Annotated in this window: 14 protein-coding genes and 1 pseudogene; 9 read left to right on the forward strand and 6 right to left on the reverse strand. The window is 73.3% G+C overall.

Features of this window, described 5'->3' with window-relative positions:
- Positions 1 to 26: 26 nt before the first annotated feature.
- Complete coding sequence (locus ACF073_RS10730; protein WP_392068406.1) at positions 27 to 824, reverse strand: SAM-dependent methyltransferase; 798 nt, start codon at positions 822 to 824, stop codon at positions 27 to 29.
- Positions 825 to 1,531: 707 nt separating this feature from the next.
- Between ACF073_RS10730 and ACF073_RS10735 the strand changes: the two genes are divergently transcribed.
- Positions 1,532 to 2,236, forward strand: a complete 705-nt coding sequence (locus ACF073_RS10735; RefSeq protein ID WP_392068408.1) for an SDR family oxidoreductase — start codon at positions 1,532 to 1,534, stop codon at positions 2,234 to 2,236.
- Between the two features lie 97 nt (positions 2,237 to 2,333).
- Here the strand turns inward: ACF073_RS10735 and ACF073_RS10740 are convergent, their stop codons facing one another.
- The gene (locus tag ACF073_RS10740; protein WP_392068410.1) at positions 2,334 to 3,119 is read right to left on the reverse strand and encodes an SDR family NAD(P)-dependent oxidoreductase; all 786 of its coding nucleotides are present in this window, start codon (positions 3,117 to 3,119) and stop codon (positions 2,334 to 2,336) included.
- 160 nt (positions 3,120 to 3,279) lie between these two features.
- Between ACF073_RS10740 and ACF073_RS10745 the strand changes: the two genes are divergently transcribed.
- A complete protein-coding gene (locus ACF073_RS10745; RefSeq protein ID WP_392068411.1) occupies positions 3,280 to 3,930 on the forward strand; it encodes a TetR family transcriptional regulator in 651 nt (216 codons plus the stop codon).
- A 166-nt stretch (positions 3,931 to 4,096) separates the two neighbouring features.
- Entirely contained in the window at positions 4,097 to 5,548 is a 1,452-nt protein-coding gene (locus ACF073_RS10750; RefSeq protein ID WP_392068412.1) for a WGR domain-containing protein, read from the forward strand.
- Positions 5,549 to 5,591: 43 nt separating this feature from the next.
- On the opposite strand, the pseudogene ACF073_RS10755 reads toward ACF073_RS10750, so the two are convergent.
- From ACF073_RS10755 to ACF073_RS10765, 3 genes and pseudogenes are all read right to left on the reverse strand, one after another.
- Positions 5,592 to 5,936: pseudogene (locus ACF073_RS10755) on the reverse strand (Type 1 glutamine amidotransferase-like domain-containing protein); the annotation flags it as partial.
- Between the two features lie 21 nt (positions 5,937 to 5,957).
- On the reverse strand, positions 5,958 to 7,541 hold the full coding sequence (locus ACF073_RS10760) for a glycerol-3-phosphate dehydrogenase/oxidase (protein ID WP_392068414.1): 1,584 nt from the start codon (positions 7,539 to 7,541) through the stop codon (positions 5,958 to 5,960).
- The gene (locus ACF073_RS10765) at positions 7,538 to 8,137 is read right to left on the reverse strand and encodes a TetR/AcrR family transcriptional regulator (protein WP_392068417.1); all 600 of its coding nucleotides are present in this window, start codon (positions 8,135 to 8,137) and stop codon (positions 7,538 to 7,540) included. The genes ACF073_RS10760 and ACF073_RS10765 overlap by 4 nt, the downstream gene beginning before the upstream one ends.
- Positions 8,138 to 8,243: 106 nt before the next feature.
- On the opposite strand from ACF073_RS10765, the gene ACF073_RS10770 reads away from it, so the two are divergent.
- The 4 genes from ACF073_RS10770 to ACF073_RS10785 all read left to right on the forward strand — a co-directional run bounded on the left by ACF073_RS10770 (position 8,244) and on the right by ACF073_RS10785 (position 11,867).
- Entirely contained in the window at positions 8,244 to 9,836 is a 1,593-nt protein-coding gene (locus ACF073_RS10770; RefSeq protein ID WP_392068419.1) for an FAD-binding oxidoreductase, read from the forward strand.
- Positions 9,837 to 9,901: 65 nt separating this feature from the next.
- Positions 9,902 to 10,783, forward strand: a complete 882-nt coding sequence (locus ACF073_RS10775; protein WP_392068421.1) for a diacylglycerol kinase family protein — start codon at positions 9,902 to 9,904, stop codon at positions 10,781 to 10,783.
- A 52-nt stretch (positions 10,784 to 10,835) separates the two neighbouring features.
- On the forward strand, positions 10,836 to 11,420 hold the full coding sequence (locus ACF073_RS10780) for a thioredoxin domain-containing protein (protein WP_392068424.1): 585 nt from the start codon (positions 10,836 to 10,838) through the stop codon (positions 11,418 to 11,420).
- Positions 11,421 to 11,489: 69 nt separating this feature from the next.
- A complete protein-coding gene (locus tag ACF073_RS10785; RefSeq protein ID WP_392068426.1) occupies positions 11,490 to 11,867 on the forward strand; it encodes an NUDIX domain-containing protein in 378 nt (125 codons plus the stop codon).
- A gap of 23 nt (positions 11,868 to 11,890) precedes the next feature.
- Here the strand turns inward: ACF073_RS10785 and ACF073_RS10790 are convergent, their stop codons facing one another.
- Positions 11,891 to 12,262, reverse strand: a complete 372-nt coding sequence (locus ACF073_RS10790; RefSeq protein ID WP_392068428.1) for a thioesterase family protein — start codon at positions 12,260 to 12,262, stop codon at positions 11,891 to 11,893.
- A 655-nt stretch (positions 12,263 to 12,917) separates the two neighbouring features.
- On the opposite strand from ACF073_RS10790, the gene ACF073_RS10795 reads away from it, so the two are divergent.
- On the forward strand, positions 12,918 to 13,880 hold the full coding sequence (locus ACF073_RS10795; RefSeq protein WP_392068429.1) for a Dyp-type peroxidase: 963 nt from the start codon (positions 12,918 to 12,920) through the stop codon (positions 13,878 to 13,880).
- A gap of 205 nt (positions 13,881 to 14,085) precedes the next feature.
- Positions 14,086 to 16,650 (forward strand): ATP-dependent Clp protease ATP-binding subunit, encoded by a 2,565-nt coding sequence (locus ACF073_RS10800; protein WP_392068431.1) that lies wholly within the window; start codon positions 14,086 to 14,088, stop codon positions 16,648 to 16,650.
- Positions 16,651 to 16,655 lie beyond the last annotated feature (5 nt).

The raw sequence follows: 16,655 nt of genomic DNA on the forward strand, positions 1-16,655 counted from the left end.
CGGATAGGTGGGGATGGGTCGGACGGTCAGGCGGGCTTGCGGGCCACGCCGCCGTAGAAGCCGATCTCCTCGGATCCGGCGGGCGGGGCGGTGTCCGGGTGCCAGAACGGGACCTGGGCCAGGCCCGGTCCGACCAGCTCGAACCCCTCGAAGAACCGTTCCACCTCGGCGCGGGTGCGCAGGGTCAGGGAGGCGGTCGCCTTGGAGTAGACGGCCTGGGCGGCGCTGCGGTCGGCGAAGTCGCCGGTGGCGTGCGAGAGCACCAGGAAGCTGCCGGGCGGCAGCGCGTCGCGCAGGGCGCCGACGATCTCGGCGGGCCGGTCCGCCTCGGTGAGGAAGTGCAGGACGGCGACGAGGAGCAGGGCGACGGGCCGGTCGAAGTCGATGACCTCGCGGACGTCGGGGTGGTCCAGGACGGACCGCGGGTCGCGCAGGTCGCCGAGGACGATACGGGTCGTACCGGACCGGCTGAGCAGGGCGTTGCCGTGCGCGGCGACGATCGGGTCGTTGTCGACGTAGGCCACGCGGACGTCCGGCGCGGCCGACTGGGCGACCTCGTGCACGTTCGGCGACGTGGGCAGCCCGGTGCCGATGTCCAGGATCTGGCGGATCCCGTGGGCGACGACGTACCGGACGGCGCGCTGCAGGAAAGCGCGGTTCGCCCGGACGCCGATCCGGGCCTCGGGCGCCGCGGCGGCGAGTTCGTCACCCGCGAGCTGGTCCACCGCGTAGTGGTCCTTGCCGCCCAGCAGGTAGTCGTAGATCCGCGCCGGATGCGGTCTGCTGGTGTCGATGTTCACGGCTTCGGCGCCGTCCGCTGTCACGCTGAACTCCTCTCCCGGCCGCACGGCCTCGGTCCGTGCCCGGCCGGGCCCAGCCTCCCACACCAAATCCTCTGGCGGGCCTCGGAGTTCCCGCGGACGGTACCCCGCGGGTGAGCCGCCGCCCGCGTACGCCCCTGGTGCCGCCCCGCGCGCCCGCTCACCCGGCCGGACCGCTTCGGATGGCCCCCGCCCGCCCGGCGTCGGAGGGTCGGAACAGGACCGGTGGCGCGCGGGTACGTCCGCCGCCGCGGTCCGGCACGCCGCCTCGGCCGCCCGAGCGGCGGCGGGCCTTCAAGCTGGGGCGGGGAACGGTCAATCCATGCGCTCGGGCCGTTCCCCGCCCCGTCGGCGGTCCGGGTCATGACAGGGGCGCTGGGCCCGCACCGACCTGCCGGCGACCAGCCGTCGAGTCACGGCTACGGCCCGGCCCGAAGCCGTCCTCGGCCGCGCGGTGGCAGGGCGCGAGCGCGCGACAGCCGGCCCCCCTGGCACGAGAGTCCCCCCCGCGGCCGTCTTGCCCGCGCCGACCCTCCCGGGCGGGGCGCGCAGCCGCCGCAGCCTGCCGGGCCGCAATCGCAGACGCACCGTGGACGGTCCCGACCAGGGTCGGCCCCTGTGCGGGTTTGCGGGCCGCATCCGCTTGCCGTTGGAAACCGATCGGTTTACGGTGGTGGGAAACCGATCGGTTTCCCACTTTGGAGATGGTCATGACGTCGATCAAGAACTCTGTCGCGCTGGTCACCGGCGGCAGCCGCGGCCTGGGCAAGGCGCTGGTGGAGGAGCTGTACGCGCGGGGCGCGGCCAAGGTGTACGCCACCGCCCGCGACCCGCGCACCATCACGCATCCCGACGCCGTGCCCCTCGCGCTGGAGGTCACCGACGCCCGGTCCGTCGAGGCCGCGGCGGCGCAGGCCCAGGACGTCACCGTGCTGGTCAACAACGCGGGCATCTCGCTCGGCGCCCGCTCCTTCCTCGACGCCCCGCTGGAAGACGTACGGCGGGAGTTCGAGACGAACTTCTACGGCCCGCTGCTGACAGCCCGCGCCTTCGTGCCCGTCATCGAGCGCAACGGCGGCGGACATCTGCTCAACGTCCACTCCGTGCTCTCCTGGATCGGCCTCGCCGGTTCCTACAGCGCCACCAAGGCGGCCCTGTGGTCGCAGACCAACACCCTGCGCCTCGAACTGGCCCCGCGGGGCATCGGGGTCACCGGCCTGCACGTCGGCTACATCGACACCGACATGGCCGCTGACGTGGACGCCCCCAAGTCCAGCCCGCAGGACGTCGCCGCGCTCGCGCTCGAAGGTGTCGAGGCCGGGGCGTACGAGGTGCTGGCGGACGACATCAGCCGACAGGTCAAGGCCGGGCTCTCCGGAGACCTGGCGGCGCTGTATCCCCAGCTGAGCGCCTAGTCCCGAGCGGTCCCGTGACGGGCCGGCCGACGCCATGGACCCGGCTCGGCGGTGCGGGTCCATGGCCGTGCGTGCCCGCCGGCGCCGCTGTCGTCGGTCAGAAGTGCGTACCGCCGTCGACCCGGATCTCGGTCCCGGTGATGAACGCGCCGTCCCGTGAGCCCAGCATCGCGACCACGGACGCCACCGTGTCGGGCCCGGCGAATCCCTGGCCGAGGGCGGGGGAGAGCTTCGCGAACAGGCTCATGTCGGCGTCCGCGGGCAGCCCCGGCCCACGGCTCTGCCCGCTGGCGCCGCTGCCGTCGGTCATCCCGCTGGAGATGGAACCGGGCTGGACGGCGGTGAAGCGGATGCCCCGGCCGGCGTACTCGGCGGCGAGTGCGTGCGTCATCGACTGGATGCCGCCCTTGCTCGCCGCGTACGCCGCCATGTAGGGGTGCGCGAAGGCGGCCGAGGTCGAGCTGAAGTTGACGACCGCCGCGTCCTTGCCGGCCAGCAGGGCCGGTATCGCCTCGCGGATCACGAGGAAGGTGCCGACGAGGTTCACCTGCAGGAGCCGCGTGAACTCCGCGACGCCCGTCTCGTGGGTGTGCGAGGAGCGCAGGATCCCGGCCGCGTTGACCAGCACGTCAAGGCCGCCGAGCGCGGCGGTCGCGGCGGCGACCCCGGCGCGTACGGAGGTCTCGTCGGCGATGTCCACCACGAGGGTGGTGAGGCGGTCCGCGGACGCGGCGGCCTTCTCCGCGGTGTCCCGCAGGCCCTGTTCGCTGACGTCCGCCGCCACCACGCTGCCGCCCTCGGCGAGGAGGCGCAGGACGGTGGCCTGGCCGATCCCGGAGCCGCCTCCGGTGATCAGTACGCGGCGGCCTTCGTAGCGGTTCATGTGTTCTCCTGCCCGGCCCGCCGGGCTGCGGCGAGACCTGTGCGACACCGGTTCTCTTGCCGTCCGGCGTCCTCATGCTCTTCACGTTACGCCGAAGTGGCACGATTTGCCATCACGCCCATACGTGCCACAGAGGGCCCCGGGGCCGTACCCTTCTGGGGTGAGCACCAAGCCGCCGTCCTCCCTGACCGAACGCCGCAAGGCCGCGACCCAGCTCGACATCGCCCACGCGGCGGCCGAGCTGTTCGCCAGGCAGGGGCCGCACGCGACCACCGCCGAGGAGATCGCCCGGCACGCGGGCGTGGCGCTGCGCACCTTCTACCGCTACTTCCGTTCCAAGCAGGACGCGGCCAGCCCCCTGCTCGCGGACGGCGCCGACCGGTGGCGGGCGCTGCTGGAGGCCGCCGAGCCGGGCGTCGATCTGCTCCGCGCGCTGGAGGCGGCGGTGGAGCGGTCGCTGGCCGCGCCGGACGACGAGGCCGCCGGGGCCCTGCTGCGGACGCGGGGGCTGTTGCGGGCGGCCGGGGACGATCCCGCGCTGCGCGCGGTCTGGTACCGCGTGAACCAGGAGTCCGAGGAGCGGCTCGTCCCGGTGGTCGCCCGGCTCGCCGCCGGCCGGCTCGAACCCTTGCAGGTGCGGCTGGTCGCGGCGGCGGCCACGGACGCGATCCGTATCGCGCTGGAGACCTGGGCCGGCACGGAGGCCGGCGTCGCGGGCGAGGGTTCCCCGGCCGTGCTCGCGCTCCGGTGCCTGCGTCAACTGCTGGGCGGCATGGACGCGTTGCCGGCCATGGGGGACGGCACGGGCTGACGTCCGCCGCTCGCCGCCGTACCGGTCGCTCTCCCGTGCAGCGGGCCCGCTGTCCATGGGCCCAGGCCGCGTACGGACGGCCCGTTGTCAGTGGGTGCCCTTACGGTGAAGAGCACTTGAGGACCTGCGGGAACGGCCGCGGGTCCGCCTGGGGGAGGGGTCTGCCATGTCCACGGCGTCCGCGGTGTCGACGACGTATCTGGAGCTGTCGCAGGAGGGCGGTGGCGCCCACAAGTTCTATGAAGTGACGGTCGACGGCCTGGTGGTCACGGTGCGGTACGGCAGGATCGGCGCCCCGGGGCAGACGCAGACGACGACGTTCGCGACGGCGGAGAAGGCGCGGGCCGCCGCGGCGAAGAAGGTGGGGGAGAAGGTCCGCAAGGGATACGCGCCGGCCGTCCGGGGACAGCGTGCGCCCCGCGCGGTGACCCGGCGTCAGGTCAGCTCGGCCCCGTCCACGGCCCGTGCCGTGGCACCGGTGCTGTGGCGGTTCCGCACCGGCTCCGCCGCGTTCGGCATCCATGTCGACGACGACCGCTGCTGGGTGGGCAATCAGGCGGGCGACGTCTACACCCCGGACCACGAGGGCGCCGTGCTGGCCCGCTTCAGCCTGCCGGACGGGGTGAAGTGCCTAGTCGCCGACGACTTCTGGATCTACGCCGGCTGCGACGACGGCAAGGTCTACGACCTCTCCTCCAAACTGCCCTTCGCCGCCTACGACATCGCCGCCGACGTGGACATCTTCTGGCTGGACATCCACGAGGGCGTCCTGGACGTCTCGGACCGGGACGGCCGGCTGACGGTCATCGACCACGAGGACGAGCACCAGTGGTCCCGGCGCAGCCAGGGCGAGCACGCCTGGATGGTCCGCGCCGACGACCGGGCCGTCTACCACGGCCACCACCGGGGCGTCACCGCCTACGCGCCCGACGGCGGCGGCGAGCTGTGGCACACGCCCACCAAGGGCGGCGTGCTGTTCGGCTGGCAGGAGCTGGACGCGGTGTACGCGGGCACCGCGCACCGCGTGGTCCAGCGGCTGTCGAAGGACACCGGCGCCATCGAGGCGACGTACGCGTGCGACAGCGCGGTGTACTCCTGTGCCACCTCGCCCGGCGGCCGGTTCGTCTTCGCCGGCGACGCGGCCTCCTCCGTCTACTGCTTCGACCAGGACGGCAGGCGGCTGTGGAAGCTCGGCACGGGCGAGGGCTCGGCCCTGTCGATGCAGTACCGCGACGAGCGGCTGTACCTGGTCACCACCGACGGCTCGCTGGTGTGCGTCGACGCGAGCGAGGCGGCCATCGCCGCGGCCCAGCAGGGCACCGTGCCGGAGGTCAGGGACGTCAAGCTGGCCGCCGCCCTGCCGACGTACGCTCCGGCGACGGCCGTGTCAGCGGTGGACACCGTGGTCCACGCGCCCGCCGGAGCGGTGGTGGTCGAATGCGTCCAGCAGGGCGGCCGGATGCGGGTGCACGTGCTCTCCGAGGGCTACGACTCCTCCTGGAACGTCCAGTTCCCGCGCGCGATACGCGAGCCCGGCGCCCGGTACGTCGTCGACGCCCTGCATCCGGCGGCGGGCGGCTTCTACCGGGTCCGCGGCGACATCCGCCGTCTGCTCTGACGCCGTGTCACGCCGTGTCAGTGGCATGTCGAGTCACGTCATGTCACGCCCTCGCACCGAGCGGGCGGCAGGGCATCGGCCGCTCGGGGGCGGCGCCCTGCCCGTCCGGCTCCACCCGGTACAGCAGGGCTCCCGGCCGCCGGGCCACCGCCTCCTGGAACCTCCCGTCGGCGAACAGCGCGCCGACGCCGTCCTCCAGCGCCCAACCGGCCGGCCGCGCACCGGAGGCCACGGCGTGCCGGCAGGAGGGGCGCCGGCCCGGTTCACCGTCGTAGTGCGGGCACACTGAGCCGGGCAGCAGGCTCAGCCCGTCCCGCAGAACCGCGAGCGGACCGAAGGAGTCGGTGTGCGAGGCGCCGGCCCAGCAGTTGTGCCCGTCCGCCCGTCCCCGCGGTGCCCCCGCCGCTCGTTAGGGACGCGCGGGTGCCGTCCGCTCCAGGATCTCCCGCGCCGCGGCGAGTACGTCGGTGCGGTCCTGCGGGACCAGCCCGATGCGGGTGCGGCGGTCCAGGAGGTCCGACTCGTCCAGGGCGCCCTCGTGCCGTACCGCCCACAGGAGTTCGGCCCGGGTCACGGGGTGTCCCGCCAGCACCGGCTCGGCCAGGGCCGGGTCCTGGGCCGCGAGGGCCTGCACCGCGGCGGCCTCGGTGCCGTACCGGCGGACCAGCCGGCGGGGTGCGGGCAGCGCGCGCAGCCGCTCGGGCGCGGCGGCGCCGACCAGCGGCAGCGCGGCGGTGGGGGAGGGGCCGGTGCGCAGGCCCCGGGCCTCGGCCGCGGCGTCCACGGCGTCCTGGGCCATCCGCCGGTAGGTGGTGAGCTTGCCGCCGACCACCGTGGTGACACCCTCGGGCGAGGTCAGGACGGCGTGCCGGCGCGAGATGTCGGAAGTACGGGCCTGCGCGCCGTCCCGGCCCTCGTGCCCGGAGGTGTCCAGCAGCGGGCGCAGCCCGGCGAAGGCGCCGACGACCTCGTCCCGGGCCACGGGAGTGTCGAGGACCGAGCCGAGCACGTCCAGCAGGAAGCCGATGTCGGTCTCCGGGACCTCCGGCACGTCCGGTATCCCGCCGTCGACCGGCTCGTCGGTGAGGCCGACGTAGACCCGGCCGTCGCCCTGGGGCAGCACCAGGACGAAGCGGTTCGTCTCCCCGGGGACGGGGATGTGCAGCCCGGCCGGCAGGGCGCCGAGCCGCTCCGAGCGCAGGACCAGGTGGGTGCCGCGCGACGGGCGGATCCGGAAGCCCTCGGCGAGCTCGCCCGCCCACACCCCGGTGGCGTTGATCACGGCACGGGCCCTGATCTCGCCCTCCTCACCGGTGAGTTCGTCGCGGATCCGGGCGCCGGAGCCGGTCAGCTCCAGGGCCCGTACCCGGGTCAGCACACGGGCGCCGCGGGCGGCGGCCGTCCGGGCCAGGGCGGTCACCAGACGGGCGTCGTCGGTGACCTTGCCGTCCCAGGACAGCAGTCCGCCGCGCATTCCGGCCGCGCGGACCGAGGGGGCCAGATGCCGGGCCTCCGTCGCCGAGAGCCGGCGCGGAGCGGGCAGGACCTGGCGGGGGGTGCGGGCGGCCAGCCGCAGCACGTCCCCGGCCCGGAACCCGGCCCACGCCAGCGAGGCCTGGCCCCGGGACACCAGCGGGGTCAGCGGCAGCACGAACGGCTGGGCGGCGACCAGATGCGGGGCCGTACGGGTCATCAGCACCCCGCGTTCGACGGCGCTCTCGTGGGCGACGTCGAACTGTGCGGAGGCCAGATAGCGCAGGCCGCCGTGGATGAGCTTCGAGCTCCAGCGGGAGGTGCCGAAGGCCAGGTCGTGGGCGTCCACCGCGACCACGTCAAGGCCGCGGGCCGCCGCGTCCAGCGCGGTCCCGGCGCCGGTGGCGCCGAGTCCGACGACCAGGACGTCGACCACCCGGCCGTCCGTGGCCTCGGCGAGTTCCCGGCCGCGCCGGTGTGCGCTGAGGGACGAGCCGGGCGCGGCCTCGGTGTGGCTCATGGCGTCAGGGTCCTCTCCAGAAGGGTGCGCAGCTCCCCGAGGAACGCGGCCGAGTCCAGCTCGGGATCGTCCTCGTCGGTCATCGTGCGCAGGGACAGGGTGAAGGACTGCACGGTCAACAGCACGGCGCGGGCCTGCCGTTCGGTGTGGCCGGGGCGTACGGACCCGTCCGCGTGGCCCTCCCGCAGCGCGTCGCCGACCAGCGCGAGCAGCGCCTCCTGGCTCGCGCCGCGCCGGTCGAGCACGTACGGCAGGAGGAGTTCAGGATCGACGTCGACGATCTTGAGGAAGAGGGGATGCGCCCGGAACGCCTCGACCCCCGCCACCAGCCCGGTCACGATACGGGTGCGGGTGTCGGTGCCGGGCGAGGACGGGGGGATGGCCCGGGTGGCCACCCCGATCCACTCCCGCGTCATCAGATCGCCCACCAGGGTCCGCAGGTCCGGCCAGCGCCGGTACAGCGTCATCCGGGAGACGCCGGCGCGGCGGGCCACGTCGGCGAGCGTGGTGCGCCGTACCCCGACGGCCAGCACACAGTCCCGTACCGCGTCGAGAACGTGATCGTTGTCCGAACCGTTGTGACGAATAGGCGTCATGTGTCACAGTGTAACGCCCCGGTGGCCGGACGGAACAAGTCCGGCCCCGGAGACGGCCGCCGGGCCGCGCGGACCGAGCACACCGACCTGTGAGGACGACCGTTCAATGGACATGCTGTGGAACGGCTGGGGCGACCCGGCGAAGGCGGCACCGCTGCCCGAGACGGTGACCGGACTGCTGCGCGACCTGCTCGGCGTCAAGCCGCGGACCACCCCCGCGCTGGACCTGGCGGACCTCGTCCTGCCCGCCACCGCGGCCGGCCCCGTCGCCCTGAAGGCGCTCGCCGAGGTCGTCGGCGGCGACGAGCACGTCCGTACGGACACCGAGAGCCGCGTGCGGCACACGCGCGGCAAGTCCACCCCCGACCTGCTGCGCATCCGCGCCGGCGACGTCAGCGACGTCCCCGCCGCCGTGGTGCTGCCCGCCACCCACGACGAGGTCCTCGCCGTACTTCGCGCCTGCGCCGCGCACGGCCTGGCCGTCGCCCCCTTCGGCGGCGGCACCTCGGTCGTCGGCGGACTCGCCCCGCAGCGCGGCGCGTTCATCGCCCTCGACCTGCGCCGCCTGAGCGGACTGCTGGACCTGGACCCGGTCTCCCGCACCGCCGTCCTCCAGCCGGGACTGCGCGCCCCGGAGGCCGAAGCCCTGCTCGCCGAGCACGGTTTCACCCTCGGCCACTTCCCGCAGTCCTTCGAGTGGGCCACCATCGGCGGCTTCGCCGCGGCCCGCTCCAGCGGGCAGGCGTCCGCCGGATACGGCCGCTTCGACGAGATGGTCCTCGGCCTCACCCTCGCCACCCCCGAGGGCACCGTCGAGACCGGCCGCGCCCCCCGCTCCGCCGCCGGCCCGGACCTGCGCCAGCTGATCCTCGGCTCGGAGGGCGCCTTCGGCGTCATCACCTCCGTCACCGTACGGATCCGCCCCCTGCCCGAGGTGCGCGTGTACGAGGGCTGGCGGTTCGACTCCTTCGAGCAGGGCGCCGCCGCGCTGCGCCGGCTCGCCCAGGACGGGCCCCGGCCGACCGTGCTGCGCCTGTCCGACGAGACCGAGACGCTCATCGGCCTCGCCCAGCCCGACGCGATCGGCGCCGACCTGACGCAGGGCGGCGCGGGCTGCCAGGCGATCGCCGGCTACGAGGGCACGGCCGAGGACACCGCGTACCGCCGCGAGCGGGCCGCGGCCGTCCTGACGGCCTGCGGCGGCACCCTGATCGGCACCGAACCCGGCGACCGCTGGGCGCACGGCCGCTACTCCGCGCCCTATCTGCGCGACGCCCTGCTCGACGTGGGCGCGTTCGCCGAGACACTGGAGACCGCGGCCTTCTGGTCCCGCGTCCCCGAGCTGTACACCGCCGTCCGCACCGCCCTCACCGACACCCTCACCCAGGCCGGCACCCCGCCCCTGGTGATGTGCCACATCTCCCATGTGTACGAGAACGGCGCCTCGCTGTACTTCACCGTCGTCAGCGCCCAGGGCGAGGACCCGGTGGCCCACTGGACGCCCGCCAAGCATGCCGCCAACGAGGCCGTGCTTGCCGCCGGGGGCACCATCTCCCATCATCACGGGGTCGGCACCGACCACCGCGACTGGTACGTCCGTGAGGCCGGCCCGCTCGCCGTCTCGGCCCTGCGCGCCGTCAAGGACCGCCTGGACCCCGAGGGCCTGCTCAACCCCGGTGTCCTGCTGCCCGCCGACTGACCCCGCCCGACCGCCGACATCCCGACCGACCGACCGACCCGACCGCCTGCCTCGGAGGCACACCGATGCGCCAGTTCACCGCCGTCGTCAACCCCACCGCGGGCGGCTCCACCGGGGCGGCGACCCTGCTCCAGCTGGCCCGGCTGCTCCGCGCGGCCGGCGCCGGGCTGGAGACCGAGTACAGCCACAGCCTCGCCCACGCCCAGGACATCGCCCGCAAGGCGGGCGAGCAGGGCCGGATCGTCCTGGCCGTGGGCGGCGACGGCATCGCCGGCGGCATCGGCGGAGCGCTCAGCGGCACCGGCACCGTCCTGGGTCTCGTCCCCGCGGGGCGCGGCAACGACTTCGCCCGCGCGCTCCATCTGCCGGCCGACCCCGAGCCGCTCGCGGACATCCTGCTGCACGCCGGGCCCCGGCCCGTCGACACCATCGAGGTGGAGTCGGCCGTCCACCCCCGCACGGTGGTCCTGGGCAGCGTGTACGCCGGTGTCGACGCGCTGGCCAACCGGCATGCCAACAACGCCCGGCTGCTGCGCGGCGCCGCCTCCTACTACGCGGGCGGCCTGCGCGCCGTCACCTCCTGGCGGGCGGCCGACTACCGCGTCACCGTCGACGGCGTGGAACACACCCACCGCGGCTACACCGTCGTCGCGGCCAACTCCCCCTACTACGGCTCCGGCCGGCTCATCGCCCCCGGGGCGCGCGTCGACGACGGGCTGCTGGACATCGTGATGATCCGCGAGGCCCCGCGCCGGCTGTTCTTCACCCTGATGAACGAGCTGAAGACCGGGGTCCACGTCCGCCGCCCCGAGGTGCGCGTCCTGCGCGGCCGGGAACTGCGCATCGAGGCCGACCGCCCGGTCCCGTACGGCGCCGACGGCGAGGTGGAGGCCACCCTGCCGGTCACGCTGCGGGTCCGCCCCGGGGACCTGCCGGTGCTGTACTGACCGTCCGCCCGCCCCGCTCGTGGAGCGCGGGCGGGTGTGCCAAGCTCGGAACATGATTCCCGCGAACACGACGGGCGCTGACGGCACCACCGTGTACTACGGCGACCCGGACGCACCGCACGTGCTCCAGGTCTTCCTCGAACTGCGCGACCGGGCGAGCGGACGCATGGCCGAGAGCCTGCTCGCGACCCTGCGCCAGGGTGCCGACGACGGCGCGTTCGTGCTCAGGTTCCACTTCGCGGCGACACTCGACGACACCGTCGGCGGCAGCGGTTCCCGGCAGGCGCTGAGCGCGCTCGGCGCGGCGAGCGACGCCGGGCAGCGGCAGTTCCTCGACTACCTCGGGGTGCTGTTCGAGGCGCAGCCCTTCCCGCCCGGCGAGGACCGCTTCGCCGACACCTCGGTGCTGCTGTCGCTGGCCGGCCGGGTCGACGGACTGCGCTCGGCGGACTTCGACCGCAAGGTCGCCGACGGCGCCTACCTGACCTGGGCCGGCGAAACGGCAGGGAACTTCGGCTCCTTCGGCGTCGTCGGCACGCCGGTCGTCTGGTACGACGACACCGTCGTCCCCGTGGTCAAGGCCGACGGCGGTCCCACCCTCACCCCGCAGGAGTTCCTGGCCCAGCTCCCCAAGTAGCGGCGCCCGCCGCCGTACGACGCATCACCCGCGTGTCCCTGGGTAGGGCTGAGGTGCCTGGGAGGGGTGATGGGCCGGATGACACTGGAGCAGGCCGAGGGCGTGGTGCGAGCGGTCGTCGTGTACGACGGGCGACTGCTGCTGATACCGGAGGCGGACGGCTGGGGGCTGCCCTCGGGCACCCCGGTACCGGCCGAGACGGCCCCGGCCACCGCGGCCCGGATCGTCTACGAGACCACCGGATACCTCGTCGACGGCACCGAACCGCTCGAGCCGGGCCGGGCGGCGCGGGAGACGGCCGTCGTGTGCCAGCTGCTGAGCGAGTCACCGTCGGACGGCGGCCGTCTGACGGCGGACCAACTGCGCTGGGCGCCCATAGCGGAGACCGTCGGACTGCCCTTGCCGGGGACCGTGCGCGCGTACCTTCAGGGGCACACCCCGGTGTGAACCGCCGCGCTCAGCCGCCCCGCTCAGACGTCCGCCCCGGCTTCGGGCGGCGGCGCGAGGAACCGCTCCCGGTCGACGACCGCGCGCTCGATCTCGCCCGACGCGACCGTCCGGCCGGCGCCGTCGACGGCCCGCACCGCGAAGGTGAGCCGCCCCAGCGTCGGAGCCGAGCGCGGTTCGGCGGTCACCTCGACCGCACCGCCCACCCGGGTGGCGCGCAGATGCTCGACGCGGACGGCGGTCCCCACACTGGTCTGCCCCGCACCGAGATACGGGACCGCGGCGCGTACGGTCGCCGCCTCCATCCATGCGATCAGCCGGGGCGTCGCGAGCATGGGCACATCACCGCTGCCCTCCCGCACCGCGGTGTCGGCGTCGGTCACCTCGTGGCGCATGACACCACGCTAAGCGGTCAGGGCGGGATCGCGCCGACGACGCTCAGCCGGACGTGGTGCCCTGTGTCCCCGACGTCTGGGGAAGTCGAAGAAACGGCATGTGCCGGGACGGGCCGGGTTTACCGACGCCCCGGGGCCAGGAGAGATGCCGGGCGCTCGGCGGTGCGGCGGCGAGACGGAATTCCTGGCTTTCCCGGGAGCGCCGGTGCCGCACCCCCCCCGCACATCGGCGGGCCGGGCTCCGCTCGGCGGTCGGATGGAAAGCACTGGCCCGGTTCCCCGCGGGCAACAACAGCCCCACGGGGACCACCGCTGCGGGCTCGACCAGCGCCGACACCCGTCGAACACGTGCGGCCAGGCGCGCGGGACGCACGCCCGCCCGGCGACCGGTGCGGACGTGCGCGAACAACGCCGCCACCGAGTCGGTCTCCAGCCGGGGCACCGGGCCGGCCCCGCCCGCGCGAACAGCTCTCCAGCACCTGCCGCCCCTGTACGGCGGTCGGCACCAGCAGCACGTACCGCTCCCGGTACAGCGGGACCGTGCGGAAGTTCTCCGTGCGGCGCCCGCATGGCGCTCACGAACTGCCGAGCGCGCTGAACCGGGACATGCTGGGCGCAGGACGCGCAGGACGGACTTCTCTGGAGGCAGACGCCCGTGTTCGAGCCGCAGCCCGTCGTGGTACCGCCCGCCAGGGCCGCCGTCTTCCTCGTCATGACGATCGACCCCGGCGGCGAGGACACGGTCCGCGATCTGCTGGAGGACGTCTCCGGGCTGCGCCGCTCGGTCGCCTTCCGGGAGCCCGCCGCGGAGCTGAGCTGTGTCGTCGGCATCGGCTCCGCCGCCTGGGACCGGCTGTTCAGCGGGCCGAGGCCACGGCAGCTGCACGCCTTCGCGGCACTGGCGGGCCCCCGCCACCAGGCCCCCGGCACCCCGGGCGACCTCCTCTTCCACGTCCGTTCCCACCGTATGGATCTCTGTTTCGAACTGGCCCGGCTGCTGAGCGAACGGCTCGACGGGGCGGTCACGGTGGTCGACGAGGTACACGGCTTCAAATTCTTCGACGAGCGCGATCTGCTCGGGTTCGTGGACGGCAGCGAGAACCCCGAGGGGCGCACGGCGACGGACGCGGTGTTCGTCGGGGACGAGGACCCGGAATTCACCGGCGGCAGCTATGTGATCGTGCAGAAGTACCTGCACGACATGACGGCCTGGGACGCCCTGTCGTCCGCCGAGCAGGAACGGGTCATCGGGCGCTCCAAGCTGGCCAATGTGGAATTCCCCGACGACATGAAGCCCGCGGATTCCCACGTCGCGCTCAACACCATCACCGACGCGCACGGGAACGAGCACAAGATCGTACGGGAGAACATGCCGTTCGGCAGCATCGCGCAGGGCGAGTTCGGTACCTATTTCATCGGCTACGCCCGCACTCCGGACGTCACGGAGGAGATGCTGAGGAACATGTTCCTCGGCCGGAAACCGGGACAGCACGACCGTATTCTCGACTACTCGGTCGCGGTCACGGGCTGTCTGTTCCATGTGCCGACCGTGACCTTCCTGGACGATCTCCCGCCCGCTCCTTCCGCTTGCGATGCCGTCCGCACCGGGGTTGAGTGATTACTGACCCCTCGCGGATCGTCGGCCTTCCGCGCCATGGATCCTCCGCGTCACCGACCTCTTTCCGGCCGACACTTTCCGTTACCGGCCTCTGATGCCGCTGCCCCTCGCGGTGGCCCGGCACGGTCGCCCGGCACGGAGACCCGCCACGGATGTCACGGCTTGCTGTCACGGATTGCCCTCCCCTCGCGCGCCTGGAGCTGTCATGTCGATGTCGTTCGGTGCACCGTTCGGTTCGTCGGACCCGTTCAGTGAGTTGCTGAATCGTTTCTTCGGAATGTCACCGGCGTCATCGCCACCCGCCGTGCAGCGCGTACCCATCGGACGGCTGCTGACGGAGTCGTCGCAGGAACTGCTCAATCTGGCCGCGCGGCGGGCCCTGGAGGACGGCACCTCCGACCTCGACACCGAGCATCTGCTCTGGGCGGCCACCCAGGTCGACCCCTCGCGCCGGCTGCTGTCCCAGGTGGGCGTGGACCCCGATTCGCTCGCGGCCGAACTGGCCAAGATCCTGCCCCGGGAGTCCGGCGAGCCCTCCGCGCAGCCGGGCCTCACCCCGGCGGCCAAGCGCACGCTCGGCACCGCCTACGCGCAGTCCCAGGCGTCCGGCGTGTCCTACATCGGCCCCGAGCACATTCTCAGCGCCCTGATCGGCGACAGCGACACGGGTGCTGCCCGGATGCTGCGGGCCGAGGGCATGGACACCAAGCGTCTGGCGAGCCTCACCGAACAGGCGGCGGCGCGCGCCGAAAGCTCCCCCGCCGAACGCAAGCAGCCGGCCACGACCCTGGACGAGTTCGGCCGTGACCTGACGGAGGAGGCGAAGGCCGGCAAGCTCGACCCGGTGGTCGGCCGGTCCGAGGAGATCGAGCAGACCGTCGAGATCCTCTCGCGGCGCTCCAAGAACAACCCCGTGCTGATCGGCGAGCCCGGGGTCGGCAAGACCGCCATCGTGGAGGGACTCGCCCAGCGCATCGTGGCCGGCGAGGTCCCCGACACCCTGAAGGACAAGCGGGTCTTCTCGCTGGACCTGTCGGGCATGGTGGCGGGCGCCCAGTACCGGGGACAGTTCGAGGAACGGCTGAAGAAGGTCATCGAGGACGTCCAGGCGGCCAGCGGCGACATCATCCTGTTCATCGACGAGCTGCACACGGTCGTCGGCGCCGGTGCCACCGGCGAGGGTTCCATGGACGCGGGCAACATGCTCAAGCCCGCCCTCGCGCGCGGGGAACTCCATGTCGTGGGCGCCACGACCATCGACGAGTACCGCAAGTACGTGGAGAAGGACGCCGCCCTGGAGCGCAGGTTCCAGCCGGTGCTGGTCCCGGAGCCCAGCGTCGAGGAGACGGTGCAGATCCTCGAAGGGCTGCGCGACGCCTACGAGGCTCACCACCAGGTCCGCTTCGACGATGCCGCGCTGGTCGCGGCGGCGGAGCTGTCCGACCGGTACATCAGTGACCGCTTCCTGCCCGACAAGGCGATCGACGTGCTGGACCAGGCCGGCGCCCGGGTACGGCTGCGCAGCGCGGGGCGCTCCACCGAGATCGTCAGCCGCGAGGACCGGATCGCCAAGCTGCGGCGGGAACTCGACCAGGCCGTGTCCGCCGAGGATTTCGAGAAGGCCTCGGAGGTGAAACGGGAGATCGCCGAGGCGGAGGGCGAACTCGCCGGCATCGAGGAGCGCCGCGAGGGCGTCGTCTCCGTCACGGCCGCCGACATCGCCGACGTCGTCTCCCGCCGCACCGGGATCCCGGTCTCCCAGCTCACCGCCAGCGAGAAGGAGAAACTCCTCAGGCTGGAGGAGGAGATGCACGCGCGGATCGTCGGCCAGGACGAGGCGGTCACCGCGGTCTCCCAGGCGGTACGCCGCAACCGCGCCGGCATGGGCGACCCGAACCGGCCCGTGGGCTCCTTCCTGTTCCTCGGCCCGACCGGTGTGGGCAAGACCGAACTCGCCAAGACCCTCGCCGCCCTGCTGTTCGGCGACGAGGACCGCATGATCCGCTTCGACATGAGCGAGTTCCAGGAGAAGCACACCGTGGCCCGCCTGGTCGGTGCGCCTCCCGGATACGTCGGCTACGAGGAAGCGGGCCAGCTCACCGAGAAGGTCCGCCGCCAGCCCTACAGCGTGGTGCTCTTCGACGAGGTGGAGAAAGCCCACCCCGACGTGTTCAACACGCTGCTGCAGATCCTGGACGACGGACGGCTGACCGACGCCCAGGGCCGCACCGTGGACTTCCGGCACTGCGTCATCATCATGACGTCCAACATCGGCGCGCACCGCATCCTGGACCACAAGGGCGATGTGTCCGAGCTGAAGGACGAGCTGATGGGGGACCTGCGCGCCCGGTTCCTGCCGGAGTTCCTCAACCGGATCGACGACATCATCATCTTCCACGGTCTGACCGAGGACGATCTGGGGCAGATCGTGGACCACCTGCTGGACCAGAGCAAGCGCCGGGTGCACGCCCAGGGCATGCGCCTGGAGGTCACGGAGGCGGCGAAGAAGCTGCTCATCGCCCACGGCCACCAGCCGGAGTTCGGTGCCCGCCCGCTGCGCCGCACCATCCAGGCGGAACTCGACAACCGCATCGCCGACCTCCTGCTCGGCGGCGAGGCCGGGCCCGGCGACACCATCGTCGCCGACGTGCAGCACGACTCGCTGCACTGTTCGGTGCTGAAGAAGGACGCCGAGACGGCGTCGGACACCGGAGCCACGCCGGACTCCGGAACCCCCTCCGGCGCGGGAGCCCCGGAACCGTCGAAGTAGCGGCC

It is taken from the genome of Streptomyces sp. NPDC015171, assembly GCF_043079545.1.
GTDB lineage: Bacteria > Actinomycetota > Actinomycetes > Streptomycetales > Streptomycetaceae > Streptomyces.